Genomic DNA, 16,602 nt, shown 5'->3' with positions numbered 1-16,602 from the left:
GAACAATCTTTCCCTACTTTTTTGCTATAATGGAACTATGAATAATTTGATTAAATCAAAACTAGAGCTCTTGCCGACCAGCCCTGGTTGCTACATTCACAAGGATAAAAACGGCACCATTATCTATGTAGGAAAGGCTAAAAATCTGCGAAACCGTGTGAGGTCCTATTTCCGCGGAAGTCATGATACCAAGACAGAAGCCCTGGTTTCTGAGATTGTGGATTTTGAATTTATCGTTACTGAGTCTAATATTGAGGCACTTCTCCTAGAAATCAACCTGATCAAGGAAAACAAGCCCAAATACAATATCATGCTCAAGGATGATAAGTCTTACCCTTTCATCAAAATCACCAATGAACGCTATCCTCGTTTGATTATCACCCGTCAGGTCAAAAAAGATGGCGGTCTCTACTTTGGACCTTATCCAGATGTGGGCGCAGCCAATGAAATCAAGCGATTGCTGGATCGGATTTTTCCTTTTCGAAAGTGTACCAATCCACCGTCTAAGGTCTGTTTTTACTACCATATCGGCCAATGTATGGCCCACACCATCTGTAAAAAAGATGAGGCCTATTTCAAGTCCATGGCTCAGGAGGTTTCCAATTTCCTAAAAGGACAGGATGACAAAATCATTGATGACCTCAAGGGCAAGATGGCAGTGGCAGCCCAGACTATGGAATTTGAGCGTGCAGCGGAATATCGTGACCTGATTCAGGCCATTGGAACACTTCGAACCAAGCAACGGGTCATGGCTAAGGATCTTCAAAATCGGGATGTCTTTGGCTACTATGTGGACAAGGGCTGGATGTGTGTGCAGGTTTTCTTTGTCCGTCAGGGCAAGCTCATTGAACGCGATGTCAATCTCTTTCCTTACTACAATGATCCGGATGAGGACTTCTTGACCTATGTGGGACAATTCTATCAAGAAAAATCTCATCTAGTTCCCAATGAGGTACTGATTCCGCAGGATATTGACGAAGAAGCAGTCAAGGCCTTAGTGGATACTAAGATTCTCAAACCCCAGCGTGGTGAGAAAAAACAACTGGTCAATCTAGCTATAAAGAATGCTCGAGTCAGTCTAGAGCAGAAGTTCAACCTGTTAGAGAAATCTGTCGAAAAGACACAAGGAGCTATTGAAAATCTAGGTCGTTTGCTCCAAATACCGACCCCAGTCCGCATCGAATCCTTCGATAACTCTAATATCATGGGGACCAGTCCTGTTTCAGCCATGGTTGTCTTTGTCAACGGAAAACCTAGTAAGAAAGATTACCGTAAGTATAAAATCAAGACCGTAGTCGGGCCAGACGACTATGCGAGTATGAGAGAAGTCATTCGTAGGCGCTATGGTCGAGTACAGCGTGACGGTTTGACTCCTCCAGATTTGATTGTCATCGATGGGGGACAAGGTCAAGTCAATATCGCAAAGCAAGTCATACAAGAGGAACTGGGGCTGGATATTCCCATTGCAGGTTTGCAAAAAAATGACAAGCACCAAACCCATGAATTGCTCTTTGGAGATCCGCTGGAAGTGGTGGAGTTGTCTCGCAATTCTCAGGAATTTTTCCTCCTCCAACGTATCCAAGATGAGGTGCACCGCTTTGCTATTACCTTTCATCGCCAACTGCGCTCTAAAAATTCCTTTTCTTCACAACTAGATGGGATTGAAGGACTGGGGCCTAAACGCAAGCAGAATCTTATGAAGCATTTCAAGTCTCTGACCAAAATCAAAGAAGCCAGTGTGGATGAGATTGTCGAAGTTGGGGTGCCAAGAGCAGTAGCAGAAGCTGTGCAAATAAAGTTGAACCCGCAGGAAGAAGAGGAATTAGCTCAAGTGGCGGAAGAAAGAATAGATTATCAAATAGAAAGAGACCATCATGAACCATAAAATCGCAATTTTATCAGATATTCATGGCAATGCGACAGCCTTAGAAGCAGTGATTGCAGATACTAAAAATCAAGGAGTCAGTGAATACTGGCTTCTGGGAGATATTTTTCTTCCTGGTCCAGGTGCAAATGACTTAGTCGCCCTGCTAAAGGACCTTTCTATCACAACCAGTGTTCGAGGCAATTGGGATGATCGTGTCCTTGAGGCCTTGGATGGCGAATATGGTTTGGAACATCCGAAAGAAATCCAGTCAATGCGCATGACCCAGTTTTTGATGGAGCAAATGGATCCTGCAACGATTGTCTGGCTACGAAGCTTGCCTTTGCTGGAAAAGAAAGAAATTGACGGATTGCGCTTTTCTATCTCTCATAATTTGCCAAATAAGAACTATGGTGGGGACCTACTGGTTGGGAATGATACAGATAAATTTGACCAACTGCTAGATGCGGAAACGGACGTGGCAGTTTATGGTCATGTTCACAAGCAGTTGCTTCGTTACGGAAGCCAAGGGCAACAAATCATCAATCCAGGGTCGATTGGCATGCCCTATTTTAATTGGGAGGCGTTAAAAAATCACCGTGCCCAGTATGCCGTGATAGAAGTTGAAGATGGGGAATTGGTCAATATCCTATTTCGTAAAGTCGCTTATGACTATGAAGCGGAGTTGGAGTTGGCCAAATTCAAGGGGCTTCCTTTTATCGAAATGTATGAAGAGCTACGACGAGAAGACAACTATCAGGGGCACAATCTGAAACTCTTAGCCAACTTAATAGAAAAGCATGGGTATGTAGAGGATGTGAAGAATTTCTTGGAGGCTATAAAGTCAGAATATAAGATGGACTAGTTTCTTTAAGCAGCTGAAAATTAATTGGAACTGGATGAGGGGCTTCCTGATTTAAATGGTTTTCTTCATTCAGTTGCTTATCCTTGTTCCAGTTTGTTTCTACGAAAAATCTCTGCAAGCTCTTTCAAATTATGGTAGAATGGAAGCAGTAGAATTAGAAAAGGAAATCGATTATGAAATTTCTTGAATTAAATAAAAAACGTCATACGACCAAGCAGTTCACTGATAAACCTGTTGATCCAAAAGATGTGCGTACGGCTATCGAAATTGCAACCTTGGCACCAAGCGCCCACAACAGCCAGCCTTGGAAATTTGTGGTGGTTCGTGAGAAAAATGCTGAACTGGCAAAATTGGCTTACGGTTCAAACTTTGAGCAGGTATCATCAGCACCTGTAACCATTGCCCTATTTACAGATACAGACCTTGCCAAACGTGCTCGTAAGATTGCCCGAGTTGGTGGTGCTAACAATTTCTCAGAAGAACAACTTCAATACTTTATGAAAAATTTGCCAGCTGAATTTGCTCGTTACAATGAACAACAGGTCAGCGACTACCTAGCCCTCAATGCAGGTCTGGTTGCTATGAACTTGGTTTTGGCTCTTACAGACCAAGGAATCGGATCAAATCTTATTCTTGGTTTTGATAAATCAAAAGTCAATGAAGTTTTGGATATCGAAGACCGCTTCCGCCCAGAACTCTTGATTACAGTGGGTTACACAGACGAAAAATTGGAACCAAGCTACCGCTTGCCAGTAGATGAAATCATCGAGAAAAGATAGAAAGAAGAATAAAATGACAGCAATTGATTTTACAGCAGAAGTAGAAAAACGCAAAGAAGAACTCTTGGCTGACTTGTTTAGCCTTTTGGAAATCAACTCAGAACGTGATGATAGCAAGGTTGATGCTGAGCATCCATTTGGACCTGGGCCGGTAAAAGCCTTGGAAAAATTCCTTGAAATCGCAGACCGCGATGGCTACCCAACTAAAAATGTTGACAACTATGCAGGACACTTCGAGTTTGGTGATGGAGAAGAAGTTCTCGGAATCTTTGCCCACATGGACGTGGTGCCAGCTGGTAGCGGTTGGGACACAGACCCTTACACACCAACTATCAAAGACGGTCGCCTTTATGCGCGTGGGGCTTCGGATGACAAGGGACCTACAACAGCTTGTTACTATGGTTTGAAAATCATCAAAGAATTGGGTCTTCCAACTTCTAAGAAAGTCCGCTTCATCGTCGGAACAGATGAAGAATCAGGTTGGGCAGACATGGACTACTACTTTGAGCACGTAGGACTTGCCAAACCAGACTTCGGTTTCTCTCCTGATGCTGAATTCCCTATCATCAACGGTGAAAAAGGAAATATTACAGAATACCTACATTTTGCAGGAGAAAATACAGGTGCAGCCCGTCTTCACAGCTTTACAGGTGGTTTGCGTGAAAACATGGTACCAGAATCAGCAACAGCAGTCGTTTCAGGTGATTTGGCTGACTTGCAAGGGAAATTAGATACTTTTGTTGCAGAACACAAACTTAGAGGAGAACTCCAAGAAGAAGCTGGCCAATACAAGGTGACTATCATTGGGAAATCAGCCCACGGTGCTATGCCTGCTTCAGGTGTCAATGGTGCGACTTACCTAGCTCTCTTCCTCAGCCAGTTCGACTTTGCTGGACCAGCAAAAGACTACCTTGATATTGCTGGTAAGATTCTTTTGAACGACCATGAGGGTGAAAGTCTCAAGATTGCCCATGTGGACGAAAAGATGGGTGCCCTTTCTATGAATGCCGGTGTCTTCCGCTTTGACGAAACAAGCGCTGACAATACCATTGCCCTCAACATCCGCTATCCAAAAGGAACAAGTCCTGAGCAAATCAAGTCAATCCTTGAAAACTTGCCAGTTGCTTCTGTTAGCCTTTCTGAACACGGTCACACGCCTCACTATGTGCCAATGGAAGATCCACTTGTCCAAACCTTGTTGAATGTTTATGAAAAACAAACTGGACTTAAAGGTCATGAGCAAGTTATCGGTGGTGGTACTTTTGGTCGCTTGCTTGAACGTGGAGTTGCCTACGGAGCCATGTTCCCAGACTCAATTGACACCATGCACCAAGCTAATGAATTTATCGCCTTGGACGATCTTTTCCGAGCAGCAGCAATCTATGCCGAAGCTATTTACGAATTGATCAAATAAAACGATAGAAGTCTGAGATCTTATGCTTAGACTTCTTTTTGGAGGTAAAGTAGATGTCTCAAATTGAAAGAATCAAGCAGGCTATCATGGCGGATCCGCAGAATGCCAGCTATACAAAGCGTGGCATTGAGCCTCTCTTTGCAGCGCCAAAGACTGCTCGCATCAATATCGTCGGTCAGGCACCGGGACTTAAAACCCAAGAAGCAGGCCTTTACTGGAAGGACAAAAGTGGTGACCGCTTGCGGGACTGGTTAGGTGTGGATGAAGATACCTTTTACAATTCAGGTTATTTTGCGGTTTTACCCATGGATTTCTACTTTCCAGGGCATGGTAAGTCAGGTGATTTGCCACCTCGAACAGGATTTGCCGAAAAATGGCATCCTCAGCTCTTGCAAGAATTGCCAGATATTCAATTGACCCTCTTGATTGGGCAATATGCTCAAGCCTACTATTTACAGGAAAAAATTAGTGGCAAGGTGACAGAACGGTTAAAACACTACCAGAAGTACTTACCAACCTATTTTCCACTTGTACACCCATCACCACGCAATCAAATCTGGATGGCCAAAAATCCTTGGTTTGAGTCAGAAGTGGTGCCAGATTTGAAAAAAAGAATTAAAACTATTTTATAGTCAATGAAAATCAAAGAGCAAACTAGGAAGCTAGCCGTAGGTTGCTCAAAGCAGTGCTTTGAGGTTGTAGATAGAACTGACGAAGTCAGTAACATATATACGGCAAGGCGACGCTGACGTGGTTTGAAGAGATTTTCGAAGAGTATTAGGAGAAAAAGAATGAAAGAAATTTCCTTTGACGCATTTTACCAGCTTTACCAAAACGACCAACTTTCTTTAGTCGATGTGAGAGAAGTGGAAGAGTTTGAAGCTCTTCATTTAGAAGGCGCCCATAACCTGCCACTTAGTCAATTGCCTGATACCTATGATCAGTTGGACAAGGACCAGTTGCATTATGTCATTTGTAAATCTGGGATGAGATCGGCGCGTGCTTGCCAATTCCTATCAGAACAAGGTTATGAGGTTATCAATGTACAGGGTGGCATGTTAGCCTTTGAAGAACTTTAGACATTAGAATTTTCTCCTACTTGGCGTGGACTGGGTAGGGGATTTTATTTTTAGACAATTCTCATTTTTAAGAATCTTGAAAACATTCAATATTTACTTCGTGAAGCTTTTTTCATACTCTTATTCATGATATACTAGGTCAGTATTTTATAAATATGAAGGAGATTTACATGGCTAAAAAAGGTGCCCTAACAGGTTTACTCCTGTTTGGAATATTTTTTGGTGCGGGGAATTTGATTTTTCCGCCTTCTCTGGGTGCTCTATCTGGAGAACATTTTCTTCCTGCCATCGCAGGTTTTGTCTTTTCAGGCGTCGGTATCGCCGTCTTGACCCTTATTATTGGAACGCTAAATCCTAAAGGATATATTTACGAGATTTCAACAAAGATAGCGCCTTGGTTTGCGACTCTTTACCTCTCAGTTCTTTACTTGTCAATCGGTCCATTCTTTGCTATCCCACGTACAGCTACAACAGCTTACGAAGTAGGGATTAGTCCTCTTTTGTCGGATGCAAATAAAGGTCTTGGTTTGATTGTCTTTACAGTTCTGTATTTTGCGGCAGCCTATTTGATTTCGCTTAATCCATCAAAAATCTTGGACCGTATCGGCCGTATTTTAACGCCAGTCTTTGCGATTTTGATTGTTATCTTGGTTGTTCTGGGAGCTTTCAAATACGGTGGAACAAGTCCTCAAGCTGCTTCAGCTGCTTATCAAGCTTCTGCCTTTGGTACAGGTTTCCTAGAAGGTTACAATACCTTGGATGCTCTTGCCTCAGTTGCCTTTAGTGTAATCGCAGTTCAAACCTTGAAACAACTTGGATTTTCAAGTAAGAAAGAATACATTTCAACTATTTGGGTGGTTGGTATCGTTGTTGCCCTTGCCTTCAGCGCTCTTTATATCGGTTTAGGTTTCCTTGGAAATCATTTCCCGGTACCAGCTGAAGCGATGAAGGGTGGAACACCAGGTGTTTACATCTTGTCACAAGCTACTCAAGAAATCTTTGGCTCAACAGCTCAACTCTTCCTTGCAGCTATGGTTACTGTAACCTGCTTCACAACAACAGTTGGTTTGATTGTGTCTACAGCTGAGTTCTTTAATGAACGCTTCCCACAAATCAGCTACAAGGTTTATGCGACAGCCTTTACTTTGATTGGATTTGCCATTGCTAATTTGGGTCTTGATGCGATTATCAAGTACTCCATTCCAGTACTGGTTATCTTGTACCCAATCACGATTGCTATCGTTATGATTGTCATTGTCAACAAATTTGTGGCTCTTTCAAAACCAGGTATGCAGTTGACAATTGCTGTTGTTACAGCTATTGCCATTGCAAGCGTATTAGGAAGCTCATTTAAGGTTGAGTTTCTTGCAAATCTTGTCAACGCTCTTCCTTTTGCTAAGGCATCACTCCCATGGTTGGTTCCAGCCATTGTCGGAATCTTGCTCTCATTGGTTCTACCAAACAAGCAAGAAAGCGATGTTTTTGAAATGGAATAATCATTAAAATCACTTTTGTAGTCAAGTCTACAGGAGTGATTTTCTTTTTTTATCCGATGATAAATGTGTTATAATAAGTAGCAAAAGAGGTGAAGAAATGAATCAAACAGTAGAATATATCAAAGAACTGACAGCCATTGCGTCTCCAACGGGTTTCACTCGTGAGGTTTCGGACTATTTAGTCAAGACTCTAGAAGGTTTTGGTTATCAGCCAGTTCGCACAGCCAAGGGCGGTGTCAATGTAACTATCAAAGGTCAAAATGATGAGCAACACCGCTATGTGACTGCCCATGTAGATACGCTGGGTGCTATTGTCCGTGCTGTTAAACCAGATGGTCGTCTCAAAATGGACCGTATCGGTGGTTTTCCTTGGAATATGATTGAAGGAGAAAACTGTACTGTTCATGTGGCTAGCACAGGTGAAAAAGTATCAGGAACCATCCTTATCCACCAAACTTCTTGCCATGTCTACAAGGATGCAGGAACTGCAGAACGCACCCAGGACAATATGGAAGTGCGTTTGGATGCAAAAGTGACCAATGAAAAAGAAACTCGTGCCTTGGGGATTGAGGTCGGTGATTTTATCAGCTTTGACCCACGAACTGTTGTAACTGAGACAGGCTTTATCAAGTCTCGTCATTTGGATGACAAGGTCAGTGCAGCAATTTTGCTTAACCTGCTTCGTATTTATAAGGAAGAGAAGATTGAATTGCCCGTAACAACCCATTTTGCTTTTTCAGTTTTTGAAGAAGTGGGGCATGGAGCTAACTCTAATATCCCTGCTCAGGTAGTAGAATATCTGGCTGTGGATATGGGAGCTATGGGAGATGACCAGCAAACAGATGAGTACACAGTGTCTATCTGTGTCAAGGATGCTTCTGGCCCTTATCACTATGACTTCCGTCAACATTTGGTGGCCTTGGCAAAAGAGCAAGATATTCCATTTAAGCTGGACATCTATCCATTTTATGGTTCGGACGCTTCAGCGGCTATGTCTGCAGGGGCAGAAGTCAAACACGCCCTTCTTGGTGCTGGTATAGAGTCTAGCCATTCTTATGAGCGTACACATATTGATTCAGTTATCGCGACAGAGCGTATGGTTGATGCTTACCTTAAGAGCGCATTGGTAGACTAATATGTGTTTGATTTGCCAGAGAATTGAGCTAATTAAAGTTGGGGAAAATCCCTACTTTGTCAAAGAGTTGGAAACAGGCTATCTTGTCATTGGAGATCACCAGTATTTCACAGGCTATAGTCTCTTTCTAGCTAAGGAGCACGTCACGGAATTGCACCATTTAAAAAAGGAGACAAGACTCCGTTTTCTAGAGGAAATGAGTCTAGTCCAAGAGGCAGTTGCCAAGGCCTTTGCTGCTGAGAAAATGAATATCGAACTTCTAGGCAATGGTGATGCCCACCTTCATTGGCACCTTTTCCCTAGACAAACAGGTGATATGAATGGTCACGGTCTCAAAGGACGTGGTCCAGTTTGGTGGGTTCCTTTTGAAGAAATGACAGCAGAAACCTGTCAAGCAAATCCGGATGAGATTAAACAATTAGTTAAACGTTTATCGTTAGAAGTAGATAAATTATTAGAAATAAAGGAGTAGAAATGAAAAAAAGATACCTTATCTTGACAGCTTTGCTAGCCTTGAGTCTAGCAGCTTGTTCACAAGAAAAAGCAAAAAATGAAGATGGCGCAGCTAAGACAGAGCAAACTGCTAAAGCTGATGGAACAGTCGGAAGTAAGGCTCAAGGAGCTGCTCAGAAAAAAGCAGAAGTGGTTAACAAAGGAGACTACTACAGCATCCAAGGGAAATACGATGAAATCATCGTAGCCAATAAACACTATCCATTGTCAAAAGACTACAATCCAGGGGAAAATCCAACAGCCAAGGCTGAGTTGGTCAAACTCATCAAAGCTATGCAAGAGGCAGGATTCCCGATTAGTGATCATTACAGTGGTTTTAGAAGTTATGAAACTCAGACCAAGCTCTATCAAGATTATGTCAACCAAGATGGGAAGGCAGCAGCTGACCGTTATTCTGCTCGACCTGGCTATAGTGAACATCAGACAGGCTTGGCCTTTGATGTGATTGGGACAAATGGTGATTTGGTGACAGAAGAAAAAGCGGCCCAATGGCTCTTGGACCATGCGGCTGATTATGGTTTTGTTGTCCGTTATCTCAAAGGCAAGGAAAAGGAAACAGGCTATATGGCTGAAGAATGGCACCTTCGTTATGTCGGAAAAGAAGCAAAAGAAATTGCTGAGAGTGGTCTTAGTTTGGAAGAATACTACGGATTTGAAGGCGGAGATTACGTCGATTAATACTCTTCGAAAATCAAATTCAAACTACGTCAACGTCTCCTTGCCGTACTCAAGTACAACCTGCGGCTAGCTTCCTAGTTTGCTCTTTGATTTTCATTGAGTATAAAAAATAAACTTTTCTCTTGCAATTTCAGATAAATAGTGTATAATAGATGAGTATGTGTTAAGCATACTTGTGGGAGGTAAAAATCTCTAATTACCGCCAAAACCACAAAGGAGGATTTAAAAATGGCTAAAAAAGTCGAAAAACTTGTAAAATTGCAAATCCCTGCTGGTAAAGCTACACCAGCTCCACCGGTTGGACCTGCTCTTGGTCAAGCTGGTATCAACATCATGGGATTCACAAAAGAGTTCAACGCTCGTACAGCTGACCAAGCTGGTATGATCATTCCAGTTGTTATCTCAGTTTACGAAGATAAATCATTTACTTTCATCACTAAAACACCACCAGCTGCTGTTCTTTTGAAAAAAGCTGCAGGTGTTGAAAAAGGATCAGGTACACCTAACAAAACTAAAGTTGCTACAGTTACTCGTGCGCAAGTACAAGAAATTGCAGAAACTAAGATGCCAGATTTGAACGCAGCAAACGTAGAGTCTGCAATGCGTATGATCGAAGGTACTGCTCGTTCTATGGGATTCACTGTTGTTGACTAATCAATAACACCCCCAATATAACCCGCAAGACTTCATCATTTCGAGGAGTGACGTGGGAGATGAAAATCGATTGAACCACTTACAAGGAGAATAGAAAATGGCTAAAAAAAGCAAACAACTTCGTGCTGCTCTTGAGAAAATCGACAGCACAAAAGCATACAGCGTAGAAGAAGCTGTAGCACTTGCAAAAGAAACTAACTTTGCAAAATTTGACGCAACTGTAGAAGTTGCTTACAACTTGAACATCGACGTTAAAAAAGCTGACCAACAAATCCGTGGAGCAATGGTATTGCCAAACGGTACTGGTAAAACTTCACGCGTTCTTGTTTTCGCACGTGGTGCAAAAGCAGAAGAAGCAAAAGCTGCTGGTGCAGACTTTGTAGGTGAAGATGACCTTGTTGCTAAAATCAACGACGGTTGGTTGGACTTCGACGTAGTTATCGCTACACCTGACATGATGGCTCTTGTTGGACGTCTTGGACGTGTCCTTGGACCACGTAACTTGATGCCAAACCCTAAAACTGGTACTGTAACAATGGATGTTGCTAAAGCAGTTGAAGAGTCTAAAGGTGGTAAAATCACTTACCGTGCTGACCGTGCAGGTAACGTTCAAGCAATTATCGGTAAAGTATCATTTGAAGCTGAAAAATTGGTTGAAAACTTCAAAGCTTTCAACGAAACAATCCAAAAAGCAAAACCAGCTACAGCTAAAGGAACTTACGTAACAAACTTGACTATCACAACTACTCAAGGTGTTGGTATCAAAGTTGACGTAAACTCACTTTAATCAGTAGTTTATAAACAAAGGCGAGTACGAAAGTGCTCGTTTTTTGGTTTTATAATATTTGTAGTAGGTAAATCCCCTAAAGATATTATGGAGTCTTTTTTGCTAATTAGGAAAATAGGCGAAAAATTTTAGAGAGTGACAAGGCATTGTTTAATTGAAATTTTTTTGAAAAAATCAAAAACCGAACAATAAACTGTTTAGATAAATTAGCACCTTTAGTATATAGAAACAGAAAGATTTTAAAAATGCAAATATAAATGTGGCGCAAACCTCTCTGAGAGCATTTCATTCGCTTGCATAAATTATAAAAATACGGTTTTTATAATAAGATTTTAAATGAGTTAAATTTGCAAATAATAATTAAAAATTTTACAACTTTAAAATACGAACGAAACTATTCATGAAACAGCATGAAACTCTCAAAAATCTAACTGTAAAAATTAAAAAACATAAAATGAAAACGAAAGATTGAAAGAAATTTGAAATTTCAAAATAAAAAAATTGCAAAAAGTTTTAAAATGTGATATTATAACTATGCATGTTAATTGTGGATAATAAATTTTCCTCTTTTGAGTTTTTGAAAGAGGAATTTTTATTTTTTTAGTTTACGAATTAACATGATATAAAATAAAAGGAGGTTGTTGGTCTCGATGAAAGGCAAGCAACAAACAGATTTTAGAGTAGAAAAATATATCCGCTATGGAATTCGTAAGTATAGCTTTGGAGCAGCGTCAGTAGCAATTGCGGCTGGTTTGATGTTCCTTGGAAATGGTGCAGTATCTGCCTCAGAAACAGCAGTTAAAGGGAACGTTTCTGATGTGGCAGTAGTATCACCTAATACTGAAGAGAACGGGGCTAAGGATAAAGCCACAACTCCAGTAGTAGCTGATAAGGAAGTTAAAGAGGAAGCTAAATCTGAGGTAGCAACTCCTAAAGTAGAAGAGTCTAAAAAGGAAGAAGCACCGAAAACTGAAGAAGTTAAAAAAGAAGAAGCTGCTCCTAAACTAGACAAGTCTCAACTTGAGTCGTATGTCAATGAAGTAGCTGGTAAACTTGCAGCTGGCAAATTCGCAAACAAGACTGACGACAGTTTGGCTCTTTTGAATGCGGACTTGGAGTCAGCTAAAGCAACTCTTTCAAGTGCTACAAGTCAAGAGGAATTGAAAGCTGCTTACAACAAACTTGTCACAACTGTTAACTCAAAACTAAAAAACAAAGCAGTTGAGAAAAAAGAAACTCCAGCAGTAGATACGACTAACGGTAAAGAAACTGTAGGGAAGAAAGCAGAAAATACAGAGAAGAAATTTGAGTCAAACGCGATTGAAAATACAGGTTCAAAAGATGAGCGTAATGGTAAAGAAATCGAAAAAGGTTCTAACCTACGTTCAGCAAACGAAGGATACACAGCTTCTTCTACGGAATTAAGAAAAGAAAATGGTGAGTTTGCCACAGCAACTGGTAAGTCTTATAAAGTCCTTGATAATAATGATGCCTATCGTATTTATATCAGTGGTTACCAATCTGAGAATACAGATGTGTTAGCATCAAATAATGGACAAGCTGGAGTAAGTGGACGTACTGATATCCCTCTATCGAAAACTGAGGCCCAAAAACTTGGTCGTGAAGCAAAATTGTGGGACGGGAAAATTAGGGTAACAGGAAATGCTAATGCCGGTGGTAATTCAACATATGGTTCAAAAGGAGCTTATGAATATCTAGCGACAGAAATTTACGGCTACACTTATGAACAAGGGAATCATTATGTTTATATTACGGATGTAAAAAAACGATTCGAATTAAATGACGCTGCAAAGGCTGCAGGATATACAATAACAAGTGTATCTGTGAATAACATGCCTCCTGGTTTAGCCTATAATGAAAATTCGGATACCATTGAAGGATATGTAGCAACCTCTATACAAAATGGTGTTTACGATATGCGTTATACTATTGGAATATCTAAAGCGGATGGTACAACTGCTACAACTGTAGGTAATGGTGGTGTTACACTGCAAGGTGCAACTTTTCAAGATTTAACTGCAGGCTGGATCGGTTGGCAAGATTCGTCTGCGCCACTTATCCAAGGATCATCTAAATTAGTTACTATTGGTGACGAGGTAAGCCATGATATTAAATATGTTGATAACGATGGAATGAATCGTGATAATCGTGCGAATTTCACTTATGTGAAAACTGGTGAACGAGTAAAAGCGGGTTCGAAAACAGCCAAAGGGCAAAGTCCACAAGTTAGTTTCACAGCGATTGACGGTACTAAGCTAACAACAGAATATACAACTGCTACAAGAAATAATCCGCAGACTGTAACTGCCCATACTGCCTTAAATGGAGTATATACAGGGTCGGAAACACCGATTACTGACGTAATACCTGGCTTGAATTATGATCCACAAACTGGATTAATTACAGGTACTGCAAGCGAAGCAGGGATTTTTACAGTAGCTGCTTACGCTAAAGATTATAATAATTCTACTAACTCTAAGGCTGCAGATTGGACAATGTATGGTCAAGAAGCTCATGAAAATATTACAATCGCAGTAGCACCTAAAGTTACTGTTAAGAATGTTGAAGCTTATGCAACAAGTGTACCTGTAACAATTTCAAATGGAGCTAACAAAGCAGAAATTACAATGCCAGATGGAACAGTTACAAAACTTGTAGTAAAAGATGGAAACTGGACAGTAGCTGCGGGCACTACAAATACAGCTTTACAAGAAGGTACGGTATTAGCAGCAGCATCTACAACAGGAGATTCAACTCTTAACTTAGCTGTAACACCAGAATCTACAAAATACGTTGGTGTTGATAGTATTGTGGCTAAAGCAACAACTGACAAGGTAAAAGCGAATATTCAACGTGAATTTGCTATGGTAACTGACGCAGCAGGTACTACGCATAAAGCGGTATTTAACCGTGCTACAGGTAAATATTCGTTACCTAATGAAAAAGCCTATGAATTAAAAGACAATGGTAATGGTACGTCAACACTTATTGAACGTCGTGTTTATACAGATGCGCAAGCAAATGGTGATGTTAAGTTCGTTGTTTACGAGTTTGAACGTACATGGAGTGCGACATCTTCAGCGTCAACATTAGTAGATAAGGTTGCAGAAATTCGTAAAAATGGAGAAGTAACAGCAGTAGGAACTGTTACACGTACAGAAACCTTAGTTAAAAAGGATAATACGTCTTCAGAACAAGGGATGGTAGTTACAGTAAGTTATGATTCTGTAACGAATAAATGGACTTCTTCTGATGGTACGGAAGTTACTGCAAAGCAAACGAATGCAGGATGGGAAATCGAAACAGTATCAGGATTTAAAGGTTTTGTTGCTTTCCGTGAAGCAACTTCTACAGATGTAGCATCTATCCAAAATGCTAAACCAACAGCTACTTCTACAAGTTACGCAGAAGTGAAAGGTACATCAGTAGATTTAATCAATTCTAAAAAATCGAATGTAGCATTTGCTGACACAATTGATGATAAATCAACAGCTGAAAACTCTGATACAATCAAAACAAAAGCGACAGTAATCGCTCCAGATGGAACTAAAGTTGTATTTGATGAAGCTCAAACAGAAGAAACAGCTTATATTCAAGCTCAACGTACAGCTGCAGAAAAAACGCAAGCAGCAGCTACAGCTATTAAAGAACAACAAGATACACAAAATGAATTAGCTCGTTTGCAAGAATTGGTTGATCGTCAAACGCAAGTTGCAGCGGATGCTCAAAAGGCATTGGATGACTTGAAATTACGTACAATTTCACCAACTGCTCAGGACCTTGCAGAACGTAAGTTAGCAAATGTCAAAGAATTTTTAACTTCTGTGCAAAAACAACTAGATGAAGTAGCAGCTAATATAGTTACAGTGAATGCAAATGTTAATACTGCTCGTCAAGCAGCTTTAGAAGCTGAAAAAGCAGTAGAAACAGCACGTGCAGCATTAGTAACAGCAGCTGAGAAGAACTTAGAAAAAGCAACAGCATATGATTTAACTCAACCTGGACGTTACAAAGTTACTGTGAGAGCTGTCGATTCAAATGGTGTTGTAACGACTCCAACAGTTGACGCAACAGATGCTGGTGAAGTTACAGAGGACGCAGTAGCTGAAACGACTTACTATATCGTAGTAACTGATCCTGAAAAATCATCAGGTGCTCAAGGCCAAAAACAAACTGATACGATGGCGGACAACTTCAAAGACGGACAGCCAGAAGGAACTACAGTATCGAATTATAAATTAGTGGATCCGAAAACAGGAGCAAAAGTTGAATCTGTGACAACTGACGAAGGAACTTACACTGTTGATTCAACAACAGGTGAAGTGACATTCACTCCAGTAGCAGGATTCGTAGGAACAGCAAACCCGGTAACAGTATCAGCAGATGTTACATTCAATGATGAATCAGGAAATTCAGTAACAGTATCAGCAGAAAATTCATATACGCCAACTGTATATGGAATTGCACCATCTGCAGATGAGACAACAGGAAAACAAGGTCAAAATCAAACATCTAAATCTGGTAAAGATCGTTTCTCTGAATTAAATAATACAGATAATACATTAGACGGAACGAATGTAGACTGGACAACAGCGGCTTACTCACTAGAAGGTGCTAATGAGAAAGGTGAAGTTGAAGTCGAAGGAGAAGGAACGTATTCAATCGATCCAACAACAGGTGTAGTAACATTTAAACCACTTCCAACATTTAAAGGAGAAGGTAAAGGTGTTAATGTACAGGTATCAGTAACAGCGACTGACTCAGAAGGGAATAAAGTTCCAGTTACATCAAAAGGTAAATACACACCGAAAGTAACAGCTGTAACGCCAACAGCTACACCAGAAACATCAACTGGGAAACAAGGACAAACGCAAACAAAAGATACAGGGTCAATGTTCAAAGAAGGTGATGAAGTAGCTCCAATTGATAAGACTTCAGTTAAACTTGTAGATCCAAGTGGCAACGAAGTCACAAGTATGCCAGCATTGAAAGATGGTAAGGAAGTTGGAACATACACAATCGAACCAACAACAGGAGTGATCACATTCACACCGAAAAAAGACTTCGTAGGAACACCAGATGCAGCGAAAGTAACAGCGAAAGATACAAATGGTACTAAGGTGGAAACAAGTTACACCCCAACGGTAACGCCAGTAACGCCAACAGCTGAACCAAAAGAAACGACAGATATCCAAGGTAAAACCCAAACGCAAGATACTAAGTCAATGTTCAAAGAAGGTGATGAAGTGGCACCGATTGACAAGACTTCAGTTAAACTGGTAGATCCAAGTGGCAACGAAGTCACAAGTATGCCAGC

At 40.8% G+C, this 16,602-nt stretch carries 13 protein-coding genes; all 13 read left to right on the top strand.

Features of this window, described 5'->3' with window-relative positions:
* Positions 1-37: 37 nt before the first annotated feature.
* Entirely contained in the window at positions 38-1,885 is a 1,848-nt protein-coding gene (uvrC, locus tag JQ841_RS00605) for an excinuclease ABC subunit UvrC (protein WP_203179812.1), read from the top strand.
* Positions 1,875-2,729 carry a metallophosphoesterase family protein gene (locus tag JQ841_RS00600; RefSeq protein WP_203179811.1) on the top strand — a complete coding sequence of 285 codons (855 nt, stop codon included), beginning with the start codon at positions 1,875-1,877 and terminating at the stop codon, positions 2,727-2,729. Before uvrC ends, JQ841_RS00600 begins: the two co-directional genes overlap by 11 nt.
* Before the next feature lie 173 nt (positions 2,730-2,902).
* A complete protein-coding gene (locus JQ841_RS00595; RefSeq protein WP_203179810.1) occupies positions 2,903-3,508 on the top strand; it encodes a nitroreductase family protein in 606 nt (201 codons plus the stop codon).
* A 13-nt stretch (positions 3,509-3,521) separates the two neighbouring features.
* Complete coding sequence (pepV, locus tag JQ841_RS00590) at positions 3,522-4,922, top strand: dipeptidase PepV (RefSeq protein ID WP_203179809.1); 1,401 nt, start codon at positions 3,522-3,524, stop codon at positions 4,920-4,922.
* A 53-nt stretch (positions 4,923-4,975) separates the two neighbouring features.
* The gene (locus tag JQ841_RS00585; RefSeq protein WP_203179808.1) at positions 4,976-5,554 is read left to right on the top strand and encodes a uracil-DNA glycosylase family protein; all 579 of its coding nucleotides are present in this window, start codon (positions 4,976-4,978) and stop codon (positions 5,552-5,554) included.
* Between the two features lie 159 nt (positions 5,555-5,713).
* Positions 5,714-6,001, top strand: a complete 288-nt coding sequence (locus JQ841_RS00580) for a rhodanese-like domain-containing protein (RefSeq protein WP_203179807.1) — start codon at positions 5,714-5,716, stop codon at positions 5,999-6,001.
* A 170-nt stretch (positions 6,002-6,171) separates the two neighbouring features.
* Entirely contained in the window at positions 6,172-7,497 is a 1,326-nt protein-coding gene (gene brnQ, locus JQ841_RS00575; RefSeq protein WP_001074581.1) for a branched-chain amino acid transport system II carrier protein, read from the top strand.
* A 97-nt stretch (positions 7,498-7,594) separates the two neighbouring features.
* Positions 7,595-8,632, top strand: a complete 1,038-nt coding sequence (locus JQ841_RS00570; RefSeq protein ID WP_203179806.1) for a M42 family metallopeptidase — start codon at positions 7,595-7,597, stop codon at positions 8,630-8,632.
* A gap of 1 nt (position 8,633) precedes the next feature.
* Positions 8,634-9,104, top strand: coding sequence for an HIT family protein (locus JQ841_RS00565; protein ID WP_203179805.1), 471 nt, complete (start codon positions 8,634-8,636; stop codon positions 9,102-9,104).
* 2 nt (positions 9,105-9,106) lie between these two features.
* Positions 9,107-9,823: an LD-carboxypeptidase LdcB/DacB gene (ldcB, locus tag JQ841_RS00560; RefSeq protein ID WP_203179804.1), complete on the top strand. Its 717-nt coding sequence runs from the start codon at positions 9,107-9,109 to the stop codon at positions 9,821-9,823.
* Positions 9,824-10,051: 228 nt separating this feature from the next.
* Entirely contained in the window at positions 10,052-10,477 is a 426-nt protein-coding gene (rplK, locus tag JQ841_RS00555; protein WP_001085807.1) for a 50S ribosomal protein L11, read from the top strand.
* 97 nt (positions 10,478-10,574) lie between these two features.
* A complete protein-coding gene (gene rplA, locus JQ841_RS00550; protein ID WP_001085675.1) occupies positions 10,575-11,264 on the top strand; it encodes a 50S ribosomal protein L1 in 690 nt (229 codons plus the stop codon).
* Between the two features lie 650 nt (positions 11,265-11,914).
* Positions 11,915-16,602: YSIRK-type signal peptide-containing protein (locus JQ841_RS00545; RefSeq protein ID WP_203179803.1), on the top strand; the 4,688-nt coding region annotated here is incomplete at its 3' end.

The organism is Streptococcus mitis (assembly GCF_905187535.1).
GTDB lineage: Bacteria > Bacillota > Bacilli > Lactobacillales > Streptococcaceae > Streptococcus > Streptococcus mitis_BS.
This window is presented reverse-complemented; position numbering and strand designations above follow the sequence as displayed.